Raw genomic sequence first — 21,267 nt, 5'->3', positions numbered from 1 at the left:
CACCGGGGCCGCACCGGTTTTCCTTAGCAGATTAGTTGACCGTCACCCAGCGCAGGATGAAGAAATTGTCCGGACGCTGCGTTAGGTCGATATTGCTGCGCGTGCCCCAGACCAGAGGCTGCACATATAGCGGCACATAGGCAACGTCGTCCTGAAGTATCTTGTGGGCCTCATCCACCATCGCCTGGCGCTTCGCAGGATAAATCTCGGACTGGATCATCGGCAACAGCTCATCGACGCGGGCGTTCGAATAGCCACCGAAATTCCACGAGCCCAGTTTTTTGTCCGGATTCGGGGTCGAAGCGAGGAAGCGGATCGGATGTTCGGCATCAAACGTGCCGGGCGACCAGCCCAGCAGGTACATGTCGAAGTTGTCCTCGCGCAGTTCCGGCCAGTAGTTTTGCACCGGCATCGCGTCCAGCGTCGCGTTGATCCCGACTTGCGCCAGCATCCCGGTGATCGCCTGACAAACCGCTTCATCGTTCAGATAGCGGTTGTTGGGGCATTTCAGGCCGAACGAGAATCCGTCGCCATAGCCCGCATCGGCCAACAGCGCACGCGCTGCATCCGGGTCATAGGCCGGGCGCGCCGCAAGCCCGGTGGAATATCCGTTCATCGCGGGCGAAACCAGCTGGCTCACCTCCTCGGCATTGCCGCGCATGATGGTTTGTAGGATCGCCGGGACGTTGACCGCATGGGCCACGGCCTGACGGACACGGGCGTCTGCGAATGGATTGGCGTCAGAGGTTTCGGAGGAATACTTCAGCGCCTCAGCCTCATGCGGGAAGCCGAGCATGATGACGCGCGCCTCGATGCCCTGGATCACCTTGACGCCGGCGTTGCCTTGAAGCCGCGCGACATCCTGGATCGGCACCGGGTTGATGAAATCAACGTCGCCCGACAGCAGGGCTGCCAATGCGGTCGCCGGGTTCTGGATCGGCGTCAGTTCGGCGCGGGTGATGTTGTGTTCGGCCTCGCCCCACCAATCGGTGTGCGGTTGCAGCACGGTACGCAATCCGGGTTCGCGTGCGGTCACCTTGAAGGCGCCGGTGCCGTTGGTGTTGATGGTGGCGAAATTTCCGGCTTCCTTGTCAGGCAGCGCGGCATTGTTCGCTTCGGCCCAACCGCTGTCCATGATCATCCAGTTGGCGATGCTGCTTGGGAACAGCGGGTTCGGGGCCGATGTCATGAAATCGACCGTGACGTCATCGACCTTGATGACCTCGCTGACCGGGGCGAACCAGCTGCGGGTGTCGGAGGCTTCGTCCGAGGCGCGCTGGTACGAAAAGATCACGTCGTCTGCGTTGAAATCCGCTCCGTTATGGAAGGTCACGCCCTCGCGCAGGGTGAAGCGCCAGCCCTCGCCTTCGCCAATCGGTTCCCAAGCGGTGGCCAGCGCAGGTTCGACACCCATGTCCTTACCGCGCCGCACCAGCCCTTCGTAGACGTTGTTGAGGAAGCCCAGAACAGGCGACGAATTGACCGCATGCGGGTCCATCGTCTGCGGATCGGTGGTGACCGCCCATTTGAAATCTTCGGCGAGTGCGGGCGCAGCAAACGCCACCCCCAGCGCAATGGCGCATAACGTGCGTGACATCAGAGTTTCTCCCGTGTTGGTATCGCCCGAGCTTAACACACCCGGGGCCGGGGTCCATTCACAAGCAGATGTGTGGGGGTGGAGGGCTGCTGCGAAGACAAAGTGAGTGCTGCTGCAGTCGTCTCGAATATCCGCTAACGCACGTCCGTCAGAGCTGTCCAGTATTCGGGTATCAGAGCAATTGTTGCCATCAAAGACGGATCGCCAGATGTGATCTGCGCACGGCGTGGACTCAGAGACACCTTGAAGCCTTCTGCCAGATTGAATCTGAGCCAGCACTGTTCACCTTGCTGGTCAGTTCTGCTCGTGTCGGGGTGATAGTAGCACTTGACCCATCCTCGACCAAGCGGGGTGTCAGAAAAGCGCGCAGCAAGATCTGGCTCGTCTTTGTACGTTGGGTGATCAATTGACTCCATTTGCGCATCGGTACGGAACGAAAATCGCATTGGCGGAGAATCGCGGCACCAAATGCTGTTAGCTTGATCGGGCCGATACTCGCTACACCAATTGTCGATTTCCTCTTGTTTCAGGCAGAAATCACCGTCGCGGCAATCTGGCTGAACGGTGGAAACAACGATGTAACGAAAACTGATTGGACCGTCGCGCTCATGAAGCAGTTCCTCATCCGGGCTGGTCCATGGTTGTACCGGAAAATCCAAGTTTGTTGAGCATCCGCTATGGCGTTCTAGATCGCTCGATACGCAATTGTCATTCAAACTCAGCCGAGGACTGGCAGGGAAAGCCACTTGATGGCCCGCCAGTGTGTCCTTCCCCCCTAAAACTGGGCCACTACATTGGTCTTGAGAGGGGAATATGTAATGGCACGGAAACGGCATTCGGACGAAGATGTATTGAAGCTGCTGCGTGAGATTGAGCTGAAGCTGACGGGAGGAAGTGACGTTGCATCGGCGTGTCGTAGCGTCGGCATCAGCGATGCGACATATTACAACTGGCGGAAACGGTTTGGTGGTATGGGACGGTCGCAGTTGTCGGAGATGCGCAGCCTGGAAAAGGAGAATGGGCGTCTCAAGAAGATCGTCGCTGAGCTTGAATTGGACAAGCTGATCCTCAAAGAAAGCCTGAACTACTTAAAGCCCAGGGCCTGACGACTGGGGAGCTCCGTCAGGCCGTTATTCATACGCGCCAAAAGCTCGCGACCTCGGAGCGGAGGACCTGCCGGGTCGTCGGTCTGGCGCGAAACTCTCTGCAATATCGACCCGCGCCAAAAGACGATGATGCTCTACGGCTCGCTTTGATCCGCCTGGCCAAGCAATATGGGCGCTACGGCTATCGTAAAGTTTCGGAACTCCTGCGCATCGAGGGCTGGCGGGTCAATCATAAGAAGGTTGAGCGTCTCTGGCAGGAAGAAGGACTGCAACTCCCGCAGCGGCACAGGAAGCGCAGACGGCTTTATCACAAGGACAGCTCGATCATTCGCCTCAGGCCGACGCATCCGAACCACATCTGGAGCATCGACTTCGTTCACGACAAGCTCAGCAATGGCCGGAGCTACAAGATGCTGACCGTTCTGGATGAGTACACCCGGCAGGCCCTGGCCGTGGAAGTTCGCAGCAGGATGGGCGCCGAAGATGTTCTGGAGGCGCTATATCCGCTGCTCCTCTGCCATGGCACGCCGGAGTATATCCGCTCCGACAACGGCCCAGAGTTCGTAGCCAAGGCGATGCAGGAGTGGTTGGTTCGCGTTGGTGTTCGACCAATTAGAATCTATCCGGGGTCCCCTTGGGAAAACGGATACAACGAGAGGTTCAACGGCACTCTCCGGCACGAGATCCTCAACGCTGAATGGTTCACAACAACGAAACAGGCACAGATCGTCATCAATCATTGGCTTAAGCAGTACAACCACACACGTCCGCACCAGGCTCTGAACATGCGACCACCAATGCCAGAAACTCTAATCAGAAATGGCCCAGAACTTGGGGGCTAGACACTCGGGACCAGGTGCCATCGGTGCGCCCGGCTTTGTCGAAGACCGGGATGTGCGGTGCGATCTTTTCACCCACCAGCCATCCGAGCATGGGTCCCGATCCGTAGGCGGTGTCGGCGATCAGCCGTTCGGGATGAAGATCGAAGCGCTCTTTGGCCCGCTTCAGCATCGTCTTGGTTGACCCCACCTCGGCTTGACGGATCGACCGTGTCGCTTCCACGTCGACGATGACACCATGATCGGTATCGATGAGATAGTTGTCGGAGTAGGCAAAAAATGCGGGACCCTTACGCGCCGCCGTCCACTGGCTGGCTGGGTCGGAATAGGACGTGAACTTTGGCTCGACCGGTGTCGCTGCTCCGAATGCGGCCTCATCCAGAGTGTCGAGATACTCGCGGACCGCGCGGGGTGCAGCGTCTGCATCGATCCGCGCAATGTCCCATTCTTCCTTTGGCGCAGAGTACTGCTTGTTGGCATCCGCCTCGATCAAGCTGGCATCGACGGCCAGGCGCTGACCGCTGACGAGACCTTCGGCGATGCATCGCGCGACCGTGGTCTCGAAGAGATGGCGCAGCAGCTCACTCTCGCGGAACCGACCATGCCGGTTCTTTGAAAAGGTCGAGTGATCCGGCACCCGATCGGCCAGGTCGAGCCGACAAAACCACCTGTACGCGAGGTTCAAGTGTACCTCTTCACAGAGCCGCCGCTCGGACCGGATGCCGAAGCAGTAACCGACGATCAGCATCCGGATCAGCAGTTCAGGATCGATCGAAGGACGACCGGTGTGGCTGTAGAAATCGGCAAGATGGGCGCGGATGCTGCTCAGATCGACGAAACGATCAATCGATCGCAGCAGGTGATCTTGCGGGACATGGTCTTCCAGCGAGAACTCATAGAACAGCGCCGCCTGTGCTTCCTGCCTCGGTCCCATCATGGCTGATCCTCCCGCTTGTTGAGAGGATTGAATCAGCGCCATAGCCCTCGATCAAGCAGGAGTTTTTCAACAAAATTAGCCGTTCCCCTTCAGTGTGCCAATGCAGAAACCCCGATTCCTCCAGGCAACCAATCTAGTCCAACTCCAGATCTATGCTGATCGGGCAGTGGTCGCTGAGGCCTTTCCCATTCTGCGCTTGCGCTACGTCGTTATGTTCGAATCTGCGTTCCCAAAATGATCCATCAACGAAGCTTGCGTCCAAATCGAAATCAATAAGTACCCAATCTATTGGCTGTGTGCTTGCCCCCTTACGGGTGGGACACTGTCGCGTCACCGTTCTTGGATGCTGGATCAGCCAAGGGGTTACGATGTCATTCTCCGGCGGTGTGCCGTTCAATCCTTCCGATTGTGTTGAAAAACTCCGAAATCAGAGCGTCGCGGATTTCTTGCGAAAACCTATGAAGCGAAATAGTCGGAAAGCTTTGACCACGAGACAGCGCATGGCTGCGCGTGAGCGCATGTAGGCGATTTGGGCCGACCCCCGCGCCAAAAATTTAGGATCGGGCTGCATGGAAAGAAAAATCATCGTTCAGGCCCTAAAACGGAGTTTTTCAACACAATCTTCCCAAACCGGGCCTTCGCTCTGAAACTGGCGAAACCTTCGATTGAAGTCACCTGCGACGATGACTGGAATCCCCGTCGCACGTTTTTCCTCAATCCATTCAGCAAGAATTGGGACCTGTTTCCAGAGCGTTTCACAATCATCGCTTGTCGACTTGTGTGCGCTCTTGGTGGTTGCACAACTGGACTTCAGATGGACCGACAGAAACCAAAACCGGTGCCCATCTGTGTCAATGAGTGCGCCCGTGCCTGCACGGGTTGGACGTCCGTCAGAATGCAGAACAGACAGCTCTGGAAAGCCCTCGCGCTGGACTATTTGAGCTCCGGAAGCCTTTCGGACGGCGATTGCTGTGTAAACATCCCCTTGGCCTTCAAGGGCGTCATCATCGACCCAGCGAGGCGACATCACCGTATCGTAATCTGACGCTGGAAACAGGCGATCGAGCGCTGCCTTCGTTCCGATTTCTTGCAAGGCTATTACATCTGCAGGACGTTCATCTGCTCCGAAGCTATCTCGATACTTTTCCAAGAGTTCGAAGTCTTTCGCTTTTCGCTTCACGCTCTGGGTGTTCCCAAAATCGCGAAGACTGAATCCTTCCTGATGATGTAGGTCTTGGATGTTCCAAGCGCCAATCCGGAGATCGGCGGCTTGCGCAATGATCGGGAATGCAAACGACAGGGCAGTTAGGAGTCCAAGGATTTTCATAAAAAATTCTCCTCTAAATGTCGTGATGATAGCACGAACGGCCAAAATTGCTTCAATATTTTTGCTGTCGGGTCCGAAGCACAAGCTGCCGGCACCGGCTATTGGGTTTAAGGTTGGCCTACCAACTCTATGAGTTCTCTATGGATTTCTGGCCACTCGGCGCTCAGATCAACTGTTGCGACCGTCAACGGCACTCCCAGCAGGCGATAACGAAGACGCAGGGCTTCAGGTGCTGACGTCTCCGACAGTATAGGCCGCTCCTCACACCACTCGATCGCCATCGTTGGGCACTCAGCGAGATCGTAGGTCCTTCGGGCATGGTTCCAGACCGTGCGAAAATATTTGAGGGTGTGGTTCGCTGTCGATGGTCGGTCTGACAGTCGGTCGTGACGCTCGGCCACCATGGCCTTGGAGATCTCGTCGAGCGGCAAGCGCATCCAGTCTTTGAGATGCAAATCGAACTGGCCTCGAATGCCATCTTTGTGTGCCTCCGAGCGAAGTTTTGGACGTGCGAGATATGCTTCCATGGCTTGTTCGAGCGTCGGCGCCCCAATTTGGGCCGCGCGCCCCGCTCCTCGGCCCATCTCGAGCGCGAGCCCCATCGCCGTCTGCCGTGCCGCCTTTGCAGAGATCATCGGGTAACGACCAATCAGAATACGTTTGGTTTGCCCACCGACGTCTTTTTGGAAATACCAAGTCTTCGCGCGCTTGCCGACGAACAGAACGAGACCCTTGATCTCTTTGTCCCAGACCTTCTTTGTCCCCTCCGACGCCTGAGGGATCTTGCCAACATAGGTTTCTGTAAGCTTCGGCATTTTGTCGGCATTTTGTCGGAAGTGTAATGATACAAGGTGATGCTTGATGGTGGTACGTGCTAGACAAAATATAATAAAATGAAAGACTAAGCAACGATGTGCTACCCAGTGATACTCACAAGTTTTGCTTGGAAGGCTGAGGTCTTACCATTACACAACGCCCGCTAAGACGGTTTACGGGCTATTTCATTGGCATTCTGCGGTCAAGTGGGATGTCGGGGTCCTGCCGCTTGGCGTCGGGCAGACGTTATCCGAATGTGCACAGCGGTCGCAGCAATAAGACCCTGACGCCACGCGTTCAGAATGCGTCGCAATCATACGTGCCTGGACTTGATTAGCGGATCTTAGCCGATTGTGTTGAAAAACTCCGTTTTAGGGCCTGAACGATGATTTTTCTTTCCATGCAGCCCGATCCTAAATTTTTGGCGCGGGGGTCGGCCCAAATCGCCTACATGCGCTCACGCGCAGCCATGCGCTGTCTCGTGGTCAAAGCTTTCCGACTATTTCGCTTCATAGGTTTTCGCAAGAAATCCGCGACGCTCTGATTTCGGAGTTTTTCAACACAATCAGCCGATAGACTTCCATGATGGTTATTGTGCGATTCCGTTTGCTGATGATTTTCTGCGTGGCATCCCTTGCAAGCGCGGGGTTTGCGGCGGCTCAGGAATGCCAGTTTCAGTTTGAAGACAGCCTTGTTGAATCGACCGGTTCGCAGGCGGTCGTTTTGGACGCGGATGGAAATCCGACGCGCGCTATTGGCGATTGGCAGCCCATCGCCTTTGTTTTGCCGGACAATCGCGTTCGCCGTTTTGGCCAGGCAATTGGGCGCATCGACTTGTGTTTCCGACGGAACGATGGCCGGATACGGATGTCGCATTGCACTGGAAGTCTTATCGGCGCGGACCGCGTGCTTACCGCTGCTCATTGCATTGATCCCGCCGGTGTCGCGCGTTCTGACGATCCAGAGGATTGGTCCCTGGCTGAAGCGCGGTTGCTGATGGGCTATGACAACGAGGGTCGGATCGATTTGGCCCGTTCGTACAGTGTGGATGTCCAAGCGCCCGCTGCATTGGCCGCGGATGAGGACGCTTTGATATTGAACACCGCAGGGGCGCCGGGCGACACTTGGGGTACGCTTCCACTGATCACCGACACACGATTGGAACCGGGGCGCCAATTGATGATTGTGCATCATCCCCGCGGTATTCCGAAACGTTTCAATCCGTTTGGTTGCTTTATTCACGCCAGTCAGCCCAACGCACCTGAGGCCGAAATACGTCACACCTGCGATACCTTTGGTGGCAGTTCCGGTGCATTGATCCTGCGCGCAAGCGATCTTGCCATACTCGGGGTGCACACCCGTGGCGGGGAGGCGCCGGACAATGCAAACTCGTTCAACCGCGGCACGCGGATCGCGGCCGTTGCTGCGGCGTTGGGTTTGACGACGCGCGCGCCTCAGGCGCCTGAATGTACCCAGGGCGCCGGTGTGCTGGCGGATTTCGACAGTCTGACCAAGCAGCAGGCAACGCGACTGCGTGAACGGTATTCCGGGTGTCCGATCGTTCTGGATGAAATTGAGCGCTTGTCGGCGATCGAAAACAACAACGGCGGCACAGACGACCCCGATCCCGTGACGACAGACGCGAGTGTTGATCAGGCGCCCGATGAACCGTCACTTTTCAGCGCGCTAGAGTTGAGCGATAGTATCGAAGACGGCCTGCCGAACGGGTGGTCGGTTCTTCATTCAGAAGGTGCTTTTCCAAGGCGGATCAACGCGCTGGAAGTCAGCGAAGATGGTACGCGCCTTGCGGTAATCAGCGGCGTGGCCGGAGTTGTCATTCGCGACGCTTCGAACCTGTCCTTCATTACCAGGGTAGAACTGCCAAAAATTTCGGGCGTTTCTGCCCGGATTCCCGGAACGGACAGGATCCTTTTGCCGGAACGCAGCGGCGACTTGCTTGTCTTTTCGATATCCGACGCTGACGTCATTGACCGGTTTAATTGGGAAAACCCGACCAGCACACCTTCAACCATCGACGTCAGCCCGGATGGCAAGTTGGCGGCATTGGCCGAAAACAAGACAGTGACGATCCTCAATCTTGCAGAAAAACGCGTTTTGCGCCGGTTTGAGATCGATGAAGATAGCCCATTTGATGCGACAGTGGCGTTCAGCCCGGACGCGCGATCCATCGTCATCGGGACAACACAGGCCCTGCGCGGGTATTCATTGACTGGCGAGCTGCTGTTTGAGCGGACGGACATCCCGCAACTGCATTGGTCGGTCAATATCGAAATGGACGGGCACCGCCTACGTCGAAACGCAGACGGGCAAACAATGATCGCGGGTTTCGCAGACGGGTCTTTGCATCGAATTGATCCGTCCACGAGGGATACGCTGAATTCCTGGCGTGCGCACCGGGAATGGATCCTCACATCCGTGGATGTTGACGATGGCTCTGGACTGGCGGGATCCGCAGGGCGTGCCTATGGCATCGCGGTGTCAGATCCCGAACAAGGCGTCGTACTTTGGCAGGACTCCTTTGACCAACGCATTCACGCCCCGACAGTTGCGATAAACCCAAGACGGGAGATCGCTTATTTCGGTAAATTGGATGGCTCGGTCGAGGCCCGAGCGCTGCGCGACGGTTCGCGTCGGTCACCACGTCCCGTGACGGCAAAACAGCTGCAACATCCACGATGCGCGGCAGGGTCGACACCTGGGACGTCAGTGGCCCAACCCCGGCACATCTGGCCACTTTGAAGGGCCTGGAACTGGGGGATTACTCGTCGATTGGGTGGGATTGGCCATGCTGTCCCGACACGCAGAACCTTACGGTTTCTGATGACGGAAAACTGGTTGCGGCCCAGGCAAATGCAATGGTCGTGATCTGGAATGCCCGGAGCGGCGCAGAACTTGCCCGATTGGACCTGTCGGGTGAGGATGGATTTGGTCAGGTTGACGACCTCATATTTGTTCCGGGTCAGGATTGGCTGATTACCAGTGACATCAGAAGTGTTTCGCTTCACGACATCAGCCAACTCCCGGATATCAAACACATAAAGACACGCGATTTGAGCGATGATGAGGTCGCATTGTTCAGCAACCTGTCGGTTTCGCCCGACGGGAAATTGGTGGCCGGTTTCGACTGGGAAGGTGGCAAGGGCGAGATTGCAGAGCTTCCCAACTTCCGCCCGGTTGGCAATATGCAGACGCTGCGTTGGGGCGGAAATGATACTGCGTATTCGACCGACGGTTCAGTGATCGTTTCAGTCACAGATGAAGATACCGAAAATGCCGAAATTCGAACGTTTGACGGGCGCACGGGCCGCCCCGGCAAACGGCATTTGGCGGGCAAGGACACCTGGGGGACGGTGGACAGTCGCGGGTACATATTCCTGTCGGACCCTGAAAGCCGGAATTTGCGTGTGTGGCCCGCAACTGAGGACACTCCGACCCACAGCGCCGTATTGCCACTTGAGAATATGGTATATGTCGAAAAATCGTCGGTCGGGTCGGGGAACAAGGCACTGATCGCGGGCCAGCAGCTGGTGCAGCTTGACCTGGCCAAGGGACACGCGAATTGGTCAGCCCAGATTTCGCAGGACGGAGATATTGCGACAATTGATCGACAGTCATTCGGCGCTGGCGAATTTGATGATCAGATCGTGCGTGGGCTGGTTCTGGTCGGACCCGACGGAACAATGCGCAATCCATCGGAGTTCCAGGCACAGCGCAATTCGACAACGGCGCATCGGGCAACCCTCAAAACCTTGCCCGCCAATCTGACAGACGGTGATGAGCTGGCGCAGGCAGCGCAAGCATTACTGGGCCTGTTCCGTTTTGGTGATGCAGACGTAAGGACTATTTTTATCGAAGGGAACGCGTCATTATTAAATGATGAGTTACGGCGCGCCGTCCAGTTGGAATTAAAATCCGCTGGACTCTACAATTCCAGCATTGATGGTGTCTTTGGGCGCGGCACGATCGCGGCACTTGAATCATATGGCGGACAATAGGGGTACTGGAAATCCTCATCGTCCATTTCGGGATCGTCAATTGCAAAAAAATATCACTTGGGTACGGACCCTTTTGCAATTCATCTTTCGTAACGGCCATTGAAGGCAGTTTGCCCCACCGGCTGTGACGCTTTGTGGTGGCAGCCAGCGCGCGTCACAATGCACGCGCCACATCCGCCATCAAAGTTTGTAAGTTTTCTTGATCAGCCCATAGGCAAGGTCATGCGCGACCTCGGCTGCGTCCGCTTCGCCAAGGCGACCGGTCCGAACCAAAGTTGCCAGGTACGCGCAATCAATCCGGCGGGCCATGTCATGGCGCGCAGGCAATGAACACAAGGTCCGCGCGTCGTCGACAAACCCGGATGTGTTATAGATTCCGGCGGTTTCAGTCGTTGCCTCGCGATAGCGGCGCGCCCCTTCCGGGCTGTCATAGAACCACCATGGCGCGCCAAGCTTCAGCGCCGGGTATACCCCCGCCAGCGGCGCCAACTCGCGGCCATAGGCGCCTTCGTCCAGCGTGAACAGAACAATGGTCAGTTTCGGGTTCAACCCAACGTCATCAAGCAGCGGCTTCAATGCCCGCAGATAGTTCATTTTGCCCGGCATATCGAACCCACGATCGCGGCCGAACTTTTTCATCATCTCGGCCGAATTGTTCCGCTCGCTGCTGGGGTGGATTTGCATGACAAGACCGTCATCAAGGCTCATCCGGGCCATTTCGGTCAGCATCTGCCCACGGAACGCATCGGCATCCTCGGCCGAGGCTTGCCCTTTGCGCACGCGCTGGAACAGGTCCGACGCTTCGGACCTGGTCAGGTTTTCGGTGCGCGCCGTCGTGTGCCCGTGATCCGTAGACGTCGTTCCGAGGGATTTGAAGAATTCGCGCCGGGACCGATGTGCGTCAAGGTAACCGTCCCAGGTGTCGGTATTCATGCCCGTAATCTGCCCAAGCTGGTCGAGGTTTTCGGCAAACCCTTCCCATTCGGGGTCGACCACAGTGTCGGGACGATAGGCGCTGATGACATTGCTTGGCAGGTCAATACGCGCCATTTGCTGGTGCCACTTCAGATCATCAAGCGCGCCTTCGGTGGTCGCAATCGATTCAATGTTGAACTGCTTAAGCAATGCGCGCGGCTTGTACTCGGGCCGCGCCAGACGCTCGGATATATGGTCATAATATTCGTCGGCTGTCGCGGCGGACAGCGGTTTGGTCAGGCCGAAGACATCCTGAAACGAATGGTCCAGCCAGAACCGGGACGGCGTCCCCCGGAACAGAAAATAATGCGCGGCGAACAGACGCCAGATCTTGCGACCATCAGTTTCGACCCGGTCCGATCCGTTGCCCGCAATGCCTAAATCCTCCAGCGGCACGCCCGCAGAAAACAGCATCCGATAGATATAGTGATCGGGAATGACCAGCATTTCGGCTGGATCAGTGAAATTCTTGTTTTCGGCGTACCACCGTGGATCAGTGTGCCCGTGCGGACTGACAATCGGCAGGTCGGCAACTTCGCCATAAAGCGCGCGGGCAACGCTGCGAGTATCGGAATCGAGGGGGAACAGGCGATCTGGAACAGCCAAGGCCATTATTCACTTCCCCCTCGTCCAGCGTCGAACTGGTGCAGATTGTATTCCATGTGCGCCACCCCTGTTGGCATATCTACCAGAGTATTTCCAACCAGCATTTTTTGCGCAGCTGAAGAACAGAAATCCGCATGCTAGCTGATTTTCAATAGCCGCCAAATCGGGACATGCGCGCGCCATCGGTCACGGGCCGGTTCTGCTGACGCGCTTTATCCTGATCCCGTCAAACACGTGCCCTCGGGCCGACGGTCAACCCATTTACCCTGTCGATGATCGAAGCCGCACAGATGCCCTGGTTCCGGTAAAGGTCACCGATTGTGCCGGTTTGGCCAAAATGCTCGACCCCCAGGGGCAAGGTCACATGTCCGGCAACGGAACCGATCCAGGACAATGTGGCAGGGTGACCGTCAAGCAGGGTGACGATCCGGCAGTGCGGCGGCAACTCTTGCATGAGTGTTTCAATATGGGCGCGCGCGTCGGTGTTGCCATTGGCACGGGCGCGCTGGGCCGCCGTCCAACCAGCGTTAAGCCGGTCCGCCGAGGTCACCGCCAGCACGCCGATATCCCGGCGGGTTTGCCCCAGCATTGCGGCAGCTTTGATCGCCTCGGGCGCAACAGCACCCTGATAGGCGATTACAACATCGCAGTTCGGGCCCGGTTTTCGCAGCCAATAGGCCCCGTCAACGGCGCCCTGTCGGAAATCTTCATCGACGCGCTTGCCGGGCTGTTCAATTGGGTTGGTGGTCAGGCGCAAATAGACCGATCCGCCGGTTTCGTCGCGCAGCCAGGTCCGCTCATCCGGGTCACCTTCGCCGTCACGCTGCATGTAATCAAACGCCCATTGCATGATCACGGCCAACTCGTCGGCAAATGCCGGTTCGAACGCGGCCAGCCCGTCCTGGCTCATCCCGATCAGGGGCGTGCCGATCGATTGGTGCGCGCCGCCTTCGGGTGCAAGCGTAACGCCCGAGGGCGTGCCCACCAGCAGGAACCGCGCGTCCTGATAACAGGCGTAGTTCAGCGCATCGAGGCCCCGGCACACGAAGGGATCATAGACGGTGCCGATGGGAATCAGACGTTTGCCAAACAGGCTGTGGCTAAGCCCCGCAGCGCCCAGAAGCAGCATCAGGTTGATTGTGTTGAAAAACTCCGAAATCAGAGCGTCGCGGATTTCTTGCGAAAACCTATGAAGCGAAATAGTCGGAAAGCTTTGACCACGAGACAGCGCATGGCTGCGCGTGAGCGCATGTAGGCGATTTGGGCCGACCCCCGCGCCAAAAATTTAGGATCGGGCTGCATGGAAAGAAAAATCATCGTTCAGGCCCTAAAACGGAGTTTTTCAACACAATCGGTTCATCTCGGCGATGCCCAATTCAATATGCTGGCCGTTCGGCGTGAATTCCCAATTCGCGGTGGACGGGATGCGGTTTTCAATGAACGCATCGGCCTGCGTTTCACGGGCGAACAGCTTGCGCCGGTTCACCCATGGCCCAAGATTGGTGGTGCCGGTCACATCGGGCGAGGTTGTCACGATCCGCGCCGCCAGGTCGCTGTCACCCTTCGACAACTCGTCGAGGATTTTGCCGAAGGCCATCTGGGTCGAGGTTTCTTTTGCGGTATCAATGTCAATCGCAGGGACGTCCAGACGCGCGTCGCCAAACCGCCGCCTGCCCTTGGCAAAGAACGGCACCTGATCAAGGAATGCCGTGAACGCATCGCGGTCTTCGATGGTTGCCAAAGGCTCCCATTCCTGGCCCTCGGCCACGCCCATATGCGCCTGCCATTCGGCCATCTGAGTCTTGTTCATCAGCCCGCCGTGATTGTCCTTATGCCCGGCAATCGGCGTGCCCCAGCATTTGATCGTATAGGCCAGAAAGCAGGTCGGGCGGTCATGGTCGATGCTTGCAAAAACCTCGTCCATGGTCTCGACACAGTTGCCGCCAAGGTTCTCCATCAGTTCGGCCAGCTGCGCGTCGCTGCGCGTCGCTGCGCTTATCTATCAGCGCTGAGACATCGCCCTGATCGCCAAGATCATCCATCAACCGTTCGCGCCAGACGGCACCGTCCATGAAGGTCAGTGCCGAATAATCCTGGTTCGGGCAGGCGTCTATCCAGCCGCGCAAGCGCTCGCCACCGGGTTCTGCAAAGGCCGCGCGTTGCAGCGTGCCATGCTTGATCCGCACGACATCCCAGCCGAACACGTCGAAGATTTTCTCGACCCATTCAAACAGGCCCTCACGCACGATACCGTCCAGCGACTGACGGTTATAGTCGATGATCCACCAGCAATTGCGCAGGCCGTTTTTCCAGCCCTCTTGCAGGCATTCATAGATATTGCCCTCGTCCAGCTCGGCATCGCCAACCAGCGCCACCATCCGGCCCATGGGCGCATCCTGTCCCCAGTCCTTGGCCGCGATGTAGTCCTGAATGAGCGACGCAAACGACGTGATCGCAACGCCAAGCCCGACAGACCCGGTCGAAAAATCCACGTCATCCACATCCTTGGTGCGGCTGGGATAAGATTGCACGCCGCCAAAGCCGCGAAAATTCTCCATCCGTTCGCGGTCCAGATTGCCCATCAGGTATTGCATCGCGTGAAACACCGGGCTGGCATGGGGTTTGACCGCAACGCGGTCTTCAGGCTTGAGGGCCGAAAAATACAGCGCCGTCATGATCGACACCATCGAGGCCGAGCTGGCCTGATGCCCGCCGATCTTGATCCCATCCGTTTTGGGGCGAATGTGGTTGGCATTGTGGATCATCCAGTGTGACAGCCACAGCAGGCGTTGTTCGATGGTTTTCAGGTGGCTCAAGGCGCTCTTCCGGGATTGGATCTGATCATTGCGGTATACTAAAGCGTTTCGGCTTGAACCTGAATCGCGAGGGATTCCCTTGAGACCTGATCTGTGATTCATCCTGTTTGGGAGGATGGATCATGTCAGCACCTTTGCCATCTGCGCTTCGGATACGGTTTCAGAGATACATTGAAGAAGGGTTGAGCGGGCGCGCGGCGGCGTTGCGGTTGAAGCTGTCGCCTGCCACAGGCGCGCGGTGGGCGCGTCAGGTGAGGATGAAGGGTCATGCGGAACCTGCCCGGCAGGGACCGCCGCGCGGCAAGGGAAAGCTGGCTCCGCATCGGGAATTCTTTGAGGAGTTGATCGCACAAGACCCTGACATCACGCTCTTTGAGTTGCGTAATGCGCTGGCCGATGCAGAGGGTGTGCGGGTGCATCACTCCTCCATCGCCAACCTTCTGTCCCGGCTCGGCTTCACGTACAAAAAAAGTCGCTGGTCGCAACCGAGCGCCGCCGCGCCAAGGTAAGGCAGCAACGGGCCGACTGGTTCAGATACCGCTCGCCAGCCATTGCGACCTTTCCTGAGCGCGTTGTCTTTATTGACGAAACCGCAGTGAAGACAAACCTCACGCGCCTACGCGGCAGAGCCAAGCGCGGTAAGCGCCTGACGATGGATGCGCCCTTCGGAAGCTGGGGAACCCAAACCTTGATCGCGGGCCTGACCCAAGGCGCGCTGATCGCACCTTGGGTCATCAAGGGAGCGATAGATGGCCCCGCCTTCGCGGCCTACATCCGCGAAGTGCTGGTCCCCGAGATCAACCCCGGCACTGTCGTCATTCTCGACAACCTGGCAACCCACCGGAATAAGGAGGCGACGCAGGCTTTACGCAATCACGGCTGCTGGTTCCTTTACCTGCCACCGTACTCGCCCGACCTGAATCCCATCGAGCAGGCCTTCTCTAAACTGAAAGCCCATTTGCGACGGATCGGGGCCAGGTCCTTTACCCAGGTCTTCGAAGCAATCGGAGCAATCTGCGATCTCTACGACCCAGTAGAATGCTGGAACTACTTTAAGGCCGCCGGATATGTCTCAGGTTAATGTCGAAACGCTTTAGGGTCGCCAACGCAGGAAGTTTGCGATGATGCGCAGGCCTGCCGCCTGGCTTTTCTCGGGGTGGAACTGCGTGCCGATCCGGTTGCCCGTTCCCACAACCGCCGTAACCGGGCCGCCATAGTCGCAATGCGCCAGAAGCTGTGCGGGATCACCGACCAGCATTTGGTAGGAGTGCACGAAATAGGCGTGATCGCCGGTGCTGATCCCTTCCAGCACCGGGTGGGGCGCGTCGATGACCAGATCGTTCCAACCCATGTGCGGGATCTTTAGCGAGGGATCGTCCGGCTCGATCCGATCCACCGTCCCATCAATCCAGTCCAGTCCAGCGGTCGGGGTATATTCCAGGCCCTGCGTCGCCATCAGTTGCATGCCCACGCAGATGCCCATGAACGGACGGCCCTTGCCCTCGACCGCCTCGACCATCGCGGCGTAAAGGCCCGACCGTCCGGTCAGGGCCGCGTGGCAGGCGGGAAAGGCGCCGTCGCCCGGCAGCACGATGCGATCCGCACGCGCCACGACCTCGGCGTCCGAGGTGACGACCACCTCGCCCGCGCCAACCTCGGCCGCCATGCGCTGGAACGCTTTCTCGGCCGAGTGCAGATTGCCGCTGTCATAGTCGATCAGAGCTGTGGTCACGGAGTTACAGCGCGCCTTTGGTCGACGGGATCTCGCCCTGTTTACGTTCATCCACCGCAACTGCCTGACGCAGCGCATGGGCCACGGCCTTGAAGGCGGCTTCGGCGATGTGGTGGCTGTTCAGCCCATGCGCCAGATCGACGTGCAGGGTCAGGCCCGCGTTCGAGGTCAGCGCCTGGAAGAATTCGCGCACCAGTTCCGTGTCAAAATCACCGATCTTGGCGGTTGGGAATTCGACATTCCAGACCAGGTAGGATCGCCCCGACAGGTCCAGAGCCACCCGAACCAGCGCATCATCCATCGGCAGGCTGCATTCGCCATAGCGGGTGATGCCGCGCTTGTCCGCCAGTGCCTCTTTCAATGCCTGACCGATGGTAATGCCCACATCTTCGACCGTGTGATGATCGTCGATATGGGTGTCACCTTCGGCGCGAACTTTCAGGTCGATCATCGCGTGTTTGGCCAGTTGATCCAGCATGTGATCGAAGAAGCCGACACCGGTGGCATTATAGAACCGGCCAATGCCGTCCAGGATCAGTTCGACGCTGATATCGGTTTCGGATGTCTTTCGGGTGAGGGTTGCCTGCCGCATGGGAAATCTCCGCCTTCGCTCGGGCGCGGTTATAGGGAAGTGGCCCTGCCTGCGAAAGGGCCTTTGATCGCGCGTGTTCATACGCTTAAGTCGAGGGGGAGTACGTCGCGGTTCAATCTTCGTATCAAGCGAGCGGCATTGCGGATTGTGCCATTTCGTTCCGGCATTATCTGGCCTAGTATGGCGGCAATGACCCTGCCCCCCAGATAGGCACTGCATGGACTCCGCCTTGTCGCAATCAGACGCCCTTTCGACCCGTATCGCAGGCAAACGCGACAACCTGATCGAACTGACGCAGGATCTGATCCGCATCCCGACGCTCAACCCGCCGGGTGAGAATTACCACGCGATCTGTGACTATCTGGAACGCCGCCTCAGGAAACGCGGTTTTCATTGCATATTCGAACGCGCCACCGGCGCGCCGGGTGACAGCGATGCTTACCCGCGTTGGAATATCATCGCCCGGCACGAGGGCAAGCGCGCCGGCGACTGCGTGCATTTCAACAGCCATACAGATGTGGTCGAGGTCGGCGCAGGCTGGACATTCGATCCCTTCGGGGCCGAGTTGAAGGACGGGCGTATTTATGGACGCGGCGCCTGCGACATGAAGGGCGGGCTTGCGGCTTCGATCGTAGCCGCGGAAGCCTTCATCGAAGAATACCCGGACTATGCCGGCGCGATCGAGATTTCCGGCACGGCGGATGAGGAATCCGGCGGCTATGGCGGTGTCGCCCATCTGGCTGAGCTTGGGTATTTTGATCCAGACCGCGTACAGCACGTCATTATTCCCGAACCGTTGAACCCCGACCGCATTTGCCTGGGCCATCGCGGTGGGTGGTGGGCCGAGATCGAAACATTTGGCGAAATCGCCCATGGCTCGATGCCGTTTCTGGGCGATTGCGCGGTGCGTCACATGGGCGCGGTGCTGGATAGCTTCGAAACCGATCTGTTTCCGGCGATGGCAGCGCGGCGCACCGAAATGCCGGTGGTCCCCGAAGGCGCGCGGTCATCGACAATGAACATCAACTCGATCCACGGCGGTCAGAGCGAACCGGACGAGGAGAGCAACGCCCTGCCAAGCCACTGCGTTCCCGACAGCTGCCGGATCATCATCGACCGCCGCTTCCTGATCGAGGAAGACGCCGATGGGGTCGCCGCCGAGGTGACCGGCCTGCTGGACGGGCTGAAAGCCACCCGGCCCGACTTTGACTATAAGTTGACCGAGTTGAACCGGGTCATCCCGTCGATGACCGACAAGACCGCGCCGATTGTCACCACCGTCGACCGGGCGATCCGTGATGTGACAGGCAAATCACCGGAATATGTCGCCTCTCCGGGGTCATATGACCAGAAACACATTGACCGCATCGGCAAGTTGAAAAACTGTATCGCCTATGGTCCGGGGATTCTTGAACTGGCCCATAAACCCGATGAATGGATCGGGGTAGATGACATGATGACTTCGGCGCAAGTGATGGGGCACAGCCTGATCGCGTTGCTGACGCCGAATGATGGATGAACTGAACACACCAAGGGGGTGAAAGACATGAGAATTTCCGCAAAAGCCGCAACTCTGGCCGCTGCCGTCGCGCTGAGTGCGGGCGTCGCGCAGGCGCAAAACGCGATCTCTGTCGGGATTCAATTGGAACCGCCCCACCTGGATCCGACCAGCGCTGCTGCTGCGGCAATTGATCAGGTCGTCTATTCCAATGTTTTTGAAGGCTTGACCCGCTTCATGGCCGACGGTTCCGTCGTGGCCGGGCTTGCCGAAAGTTGGGAGATTTCGGAAGACGGGCTGACCTATACGTTCAAGCTGCACGACGGGGTCAGATTTCACGACGGAACGTCCATGGACGCCGAAGATGTGAAGTTCAGTCTGGACCGGGCGCGGGCCGAAGACAGCACCAACGCACAGAAAGCGCGGTTTGTCGGGATCACCGATGTGACCGTGATCGACCCGCTGACCGTACAGGTCACGCTGGCTGAGCAGAACGGCAATTTCCTGTTCAACATGGCCTGGGGCGACGCTGTAATCGTGGCCCCCGAAAGCATCGAAACCATCGCCTCGAACCCTGTTGGGACCGGCGCATTCAAATTCTCGGACTGGGTGCAGGGTGACCGGATCGAGATTGTGCGCAACGATGATTATTGGGGTGAACCAGCCAAGCTGGAGGCTGCGACCTTCAAGTTCATCAGCGATCCGACGGCGGCATTTGGTGCCATGATGGCCGAAGACCTTGACGTGTTCATCAACTTCCCCGCCCCGGAAAACCTGCCCCAGTTCGATGCAGACCCGCGCTTTCAGGTGCTTGTCGGCTCGACCGAGGGCGAGACGATTTTGGCGATCAACAACAAATTGCCGCCGATGGATAACATCCTGGTGCGTCAGGCGATCACCCATGCGATTGACCGTCAGGCGATCATCGACGGGGCGATGTTCGGCTATGGCACGCCCATCGGCACCCATTTCGCGCCGCACAACCCGGCCTACGTCGATCTGACGGGCAATTCCGAATACGATCCCGAAAAGGCCAAGGCCTTGCTGGCCGAGGCGGGTCTGGCTGAAGGCTTTACCACCACGCTGAAGCTGCCGCCGCCATCCTATGCGCGCCGCGGCGGAGAGATCATCGCCGCCCAGCTGCGCGCCGTGGGGATCGAGACCGAGATCACCAACCTGGAATGGGCGCAATGGCTGGAAGAGGCGTTCCGCGGCAAGGATTTCGGCCTGACCATCGTTAGCCATACCGAGCCGATGGATATCGATATCTACGCCAACCCGGACTATTATTTCCAATACGCGGCCGAGGATTTCGTGGCGATCATGGATCAGTTGAATTCAACCACAGACCCGGATGCCCGCAATTCCTTGATGGCAGACGCGCAGCGCAACATCTCTGAGAACTACGTCAACGGCTTCCTGTTCCAGCTTGCCTCGCTGGGGGTGGCCAAGGCGGATGTTGTCGGCATCTGGGCAAACCAGCCGACCCAGGCGATTGACCTGACGGCGGTTCACTGGGCGGAGTGAGGCCCCAAGTCACGACGAATGGAAAAGGCTACGGTTTTCGGGGCCTTTTTTTATGTTGGTGGCCAGCCTGTGAACGCCATAACCTGGCCGCCTCAATCGGCCTCCTTCATTCTTGGGTGTTTTGCCTGAACCGTTCCAGCGTCTTGGTCGCGTGGTCCGCATTAAGAGGAAAGCGCAAGTAACGGGTCGGTCCGACTTGCCTGGATTTGGTAGTCACATTTCCAAGCAATCAGAAGGACACAGCGCATGAACTTTCAAATCAAACCCCTTCAGGCGCAAGAGTTTGCGTATCTTTTCAGCCTTTCCGACGCAGAGCTGGCGGCACGAAACGCCTGCCGGCAGATCGTGACTGCAAAACCGGGTACGCCCTGCCGTGTCAGCATGCAGGATGCTGAGGTCGGAGAGAGAGTGATTCTTTTCAACTATGAACATCAGCCCGAAGACAGCCCCTACCGCGCCAGCCATGCCGTTTTTGTTCGTGAGAACGCCAAACAAGCCCGGATTGCGGTCAACGAAGTGCCCGAGGTTATTCGAACGCGCTTGGTGTCCTTGCGATACTTTGGCAAGGATCACATGATGATCGACGCCGAGGTTGTGCCAGGCGATGCAGTCGCCACGGAATTGGCCGCGGCATTTGAAAATGATGACATTGCCTATGCCCATATTCACAATGCAAAGCCAGGTTGCTTCGCGGCCTCGGTGCATCGGGTGGACTGACTTTGACCACGAAAAGTTGCGCCGGCGCGGAAATTTGAATGGCGGCAGTGGGCCGATTGTGTTGAAAAACTCCGAAATCAGAGCGTCGCGGATTTCTTGCGAAAACCTATGAAGCGAAATAGTCGGAAAGCTTTGACCACGAGACAGCGCATGGCTGCGCGTGAGC

General features: G+C 57.9%; 16 protein-coding genes and 4 pseudogenes. 10 read left to right on the top strand and 10 right to left on the bottom strand.

Annotation, left to right across the window (positions count from 1 at the left end; translation table 11 throughout):
• Positions 1-31: 31 nt before the first annotated feature.
• Complete coding sequence (locus tag GKR99_15115; GenBank protein NKB28799.1) at positions 32-1,597, bottom strand: ABC transporter substrate-binding protein; 1,566 nt, start codon at positions 1,595-1,597, stop codon at positions 32-34.
• A gap of 134 nt (positions 1,598-1,731) precedes the next feature.
• Positions 1,732-2,256, bottom strand: a complete 525-nt coding sequence (locus GKR99_15110; GenBank protein ID NKB28798.1) for a hypothetical protein — start codon at positions 2,254-2,256, stop codon at positions 1,732-1,734.
• Between the two features lie 159 nt (positions 2,257-2,415).
• On the opposite strand from GKR99_15110, the gene GKR99_15105 reads away from it, so the two are divergent.
• Together GKR99_15105 and GKR99_15100 are read left to right on the top strand one after the other, a co-directional pair.
• Positions 2,416-2,703: a transposase gene (locus GKR99_15105; protein NKB28797.1), complete on the top strand. Its 288-nt coding sequence runs from the start codon at positions 2,416-2,418 to the stop codon at positions 2,701-2,703.
• Positions 2,649-3,545 carry an IS3 family transposase gene (locus GKR99_15100; GenBank protein NKB28796.1) on the top strand — a complete coding sequence of 299 codons (897 nt, stop codon included), beginning with the start codon at positions 2,649-2,651 and terminating at the stop codon, positions 3,543-3,545. The genes GKR99_15105 and GKR99_15100 overlap by 55 nt, the downstream gene beginning before the upstream one ends.
• Before the next feature lie 4 nt (positions 3,546-3,549).
• Here the strand turns inward: GKR99_15100 and GKR99_15095 are convergent.
• Positions 3,550-4,479: pseudogene (locus GKR99_15095) on the bottom strand (IS1182 family transposase).
• A gap of 368 nt (positions 4,480-4,847) precedes the next feature.
• Between GKR99_15095 and GKR99_15090 the strand changes: the two are divergent.
• On the top strand, positions 4,848-5,003 hold the full coding sequence (locus tag GKR99_15090) for a hypothetical protein (protein NKB28795.1): 156 nt from the start codon (positions 4,848-4,850) through the stop codon (positions 5,001-5,003).
• 65 nt (positions 5,004-5,068) lie between these two features.
• On the opposite strand, the gene GKR99_15085 is transcribed toward GKR99_15090, so the two are convergent.
• Positions 5,069-5,806 carry a hypothetical protein gene (locus GKR99_15085; GenBank protein NKB28794.1) on the bottom strand — a complete coding sequence of 246 codons (738 nt, stop codon included), beginning with the start codon at positions 5,804-5,806 and terminating at the stop codon, positions 5,069-5,071.
• 107 nt (positions 5,807-5,913) lie between these two features.
• A complete protein-coding gene (locus GKR99_15080) occupies positions 5,914-6,621 on the bottom strand; it encodes a DUF4102 domain-containing protein (protein ID NKB28793.1) in 708 nt (235 codons plus the stop codon).
• Between the two features lie 583 nt (positions 6,622-7,204).
• On the opposite strand from GKR99_15080, the gene GKR99_15075 reads away from it, so the two are divergent.
• Together GKR99_15075 and GKR99_15070 are read left to right on the top strand one after the other, a co-directional pair.
• Positions 7,205-9,382 carry a trypsin-like serine protease gene (locus tag GKR99_15075; protein NKB28792.1) on the top strand — a complete coding sequence of 726 codons (2,178 nt, stop codon included), beginning with the start codon at positions 7,205-7,207 and terminating at the stop codon, positions 9,380-9,382.
• Between the two features lie 161 nt (positions 9,383-9,543).
• Complete coding sequence (locus GKR99_15070) at positions 9,544-10,638, top strand: hypothetical protein (protein ID NKB28791.1); 1,095 nt, start codon at positions 9,544-9,546, stop codon at positions 10,636-10,638.
• A 180-nt stretch (positions 10,639-10,818) separates the two neighbouring features.
• On the opposite strand, the gene uxaC is transcribed toward GKR99_15070, so the two are convergent.
• Together uxaC and GKR99_15060 are read right to left on the bottom strand one after the other, a co-directional pair.
• Complete coding sequence (gene uxaC / locus GKR99_15065; GenBank protein NKB28790.1) at positions 10,819-12,225, bottom strand: glucuronate isomerase; 1,407 nt, start codon at positions 12,223-12,225, stop codon at positions 10,819-10,821.
• Between the two features lie 220 nt (positions 12,226-12,445).
• A pseudogene (locus GKR99_15060) lies at positions 12,446-13,357 on the bottom strand (transketolase).
• Between GKR99_15060 and GKR99_15055 the strand changes: the two are divergent.
• The gene (locus GKR99_15055; protein NKB28789.1) at positions 13,316-13,474 is read left to right on the top strand and encodes a hypothetical protein; all 159 of its coding nucleotides are present in this window, start codon (positions 13,316-13,318) and stop codon (positions 13,472-13,474) included. The pseudogene GKR99_15060 and the gene GKR99_15055 overlap by 42 nt on opposite strands.
• Before the next feature lie 99 nt (positions 13,475-13,573).
• Here the strand turns inward: GKR99_15055 and GKR99_15050 are convergent.
• Positions 13,574-15,137 (bottom strand): annotated as a pseudogene (locus GKR99_15050) (transketolase).
• A gap of 20 nt (positions 15,138-15,157) precedes the next feature.
• Here GKR99_15050 and GKR99_15045 point away from each other — a divergent pair.
• A pseudogene (locus GKR99_15045) lies at positions 15,158-16,116 on the top strand (IS630 family transposase).
• Positions 16,117-16,128: 12 nt separating this feature from the next.
• Here GKR99_15045 and hisH read toward each other — a convergent pair.
• On the bottom strand, positions 16,129-16,767 hold the full coding sequence (gene hisH, locus GKR99_15040) for an imidazole glycerol phosphate synthase subunit HisH (protein ID NKB28788.1): 639 nt from the start codon (positions 16,765-16,767) through the stop codon (positions 16,129-16,131).
• Between the two features lie 4 nt (positions 16,768-16,771).
• Positions 16,772-17,359: an imidazoleglycerol-phosphate dehydratase HisB gene (gene hisB, locus GKR99_15035; protein ID NKB28787.1), complete on the bottom strand. Its 588-nt coding sequence runs from the start codon at positions 17,357-17,359 to the stop codon at positions 16,772-16,774.
• A 217-nt stretch (positions 17,360-17,576) separates the two neighbouring features.
• On the opposite strand from hisB, the gene GKR99_15030 reads away from it, so the two are divergent.
• From GKR99_15030 to GKR99_15020, 3 genes are all read left to right on the top strand, one after another.
• Positions 17,577-18,878, top strand: a complete 1,302-nt coding sequence (locus GKR99_15030; protein ID NKB28786.1) for an acetylornithine deacetylase/succinyl-diaminopimelate desuccinylase family protein — start codon at positions 17,577-17,579, stop codon at positions 18,876-18,878.
• 27 nt (positions 18,879-18,905) lie between these two features.
• Entirely contained in the window at positions 18,906-20,384 is a 1,479-nt protein-coding gene (locus GKR99_15025) for an ABC transporter substrate-binding protein (GenBank protein ID NKB28785.1), read from the top strand.
• 246 nt (positions 20,385-20,630) lie between these two features.
• Positions 20,631-21,101, top strand: a complete 471-nt coding sequence (locus GKR99_15020) for a DUF1203 domain-containing protein (GenBank protein ID NKB28784.1) — start codon at positions 20,631-20,633, stop codon at positions 21,099-21,101.
• Positions 21,102-21,267: the final 166 nt, after the last annotated feature.

The organism is Paracoccaceae bacterium, assembly GCA_012103375.1.
Taxonomy (GTDB): domain Bacteria; phylum Pseudomonadota; class Alphaproteobacteria; order Rhodobacterales; family Rhodobacteraceae; genus WLWX01.
Note: the sequence above shows the minus strand (reverse complement) of the source record. Positions and strands in the feature narration are given on the sequence as shown.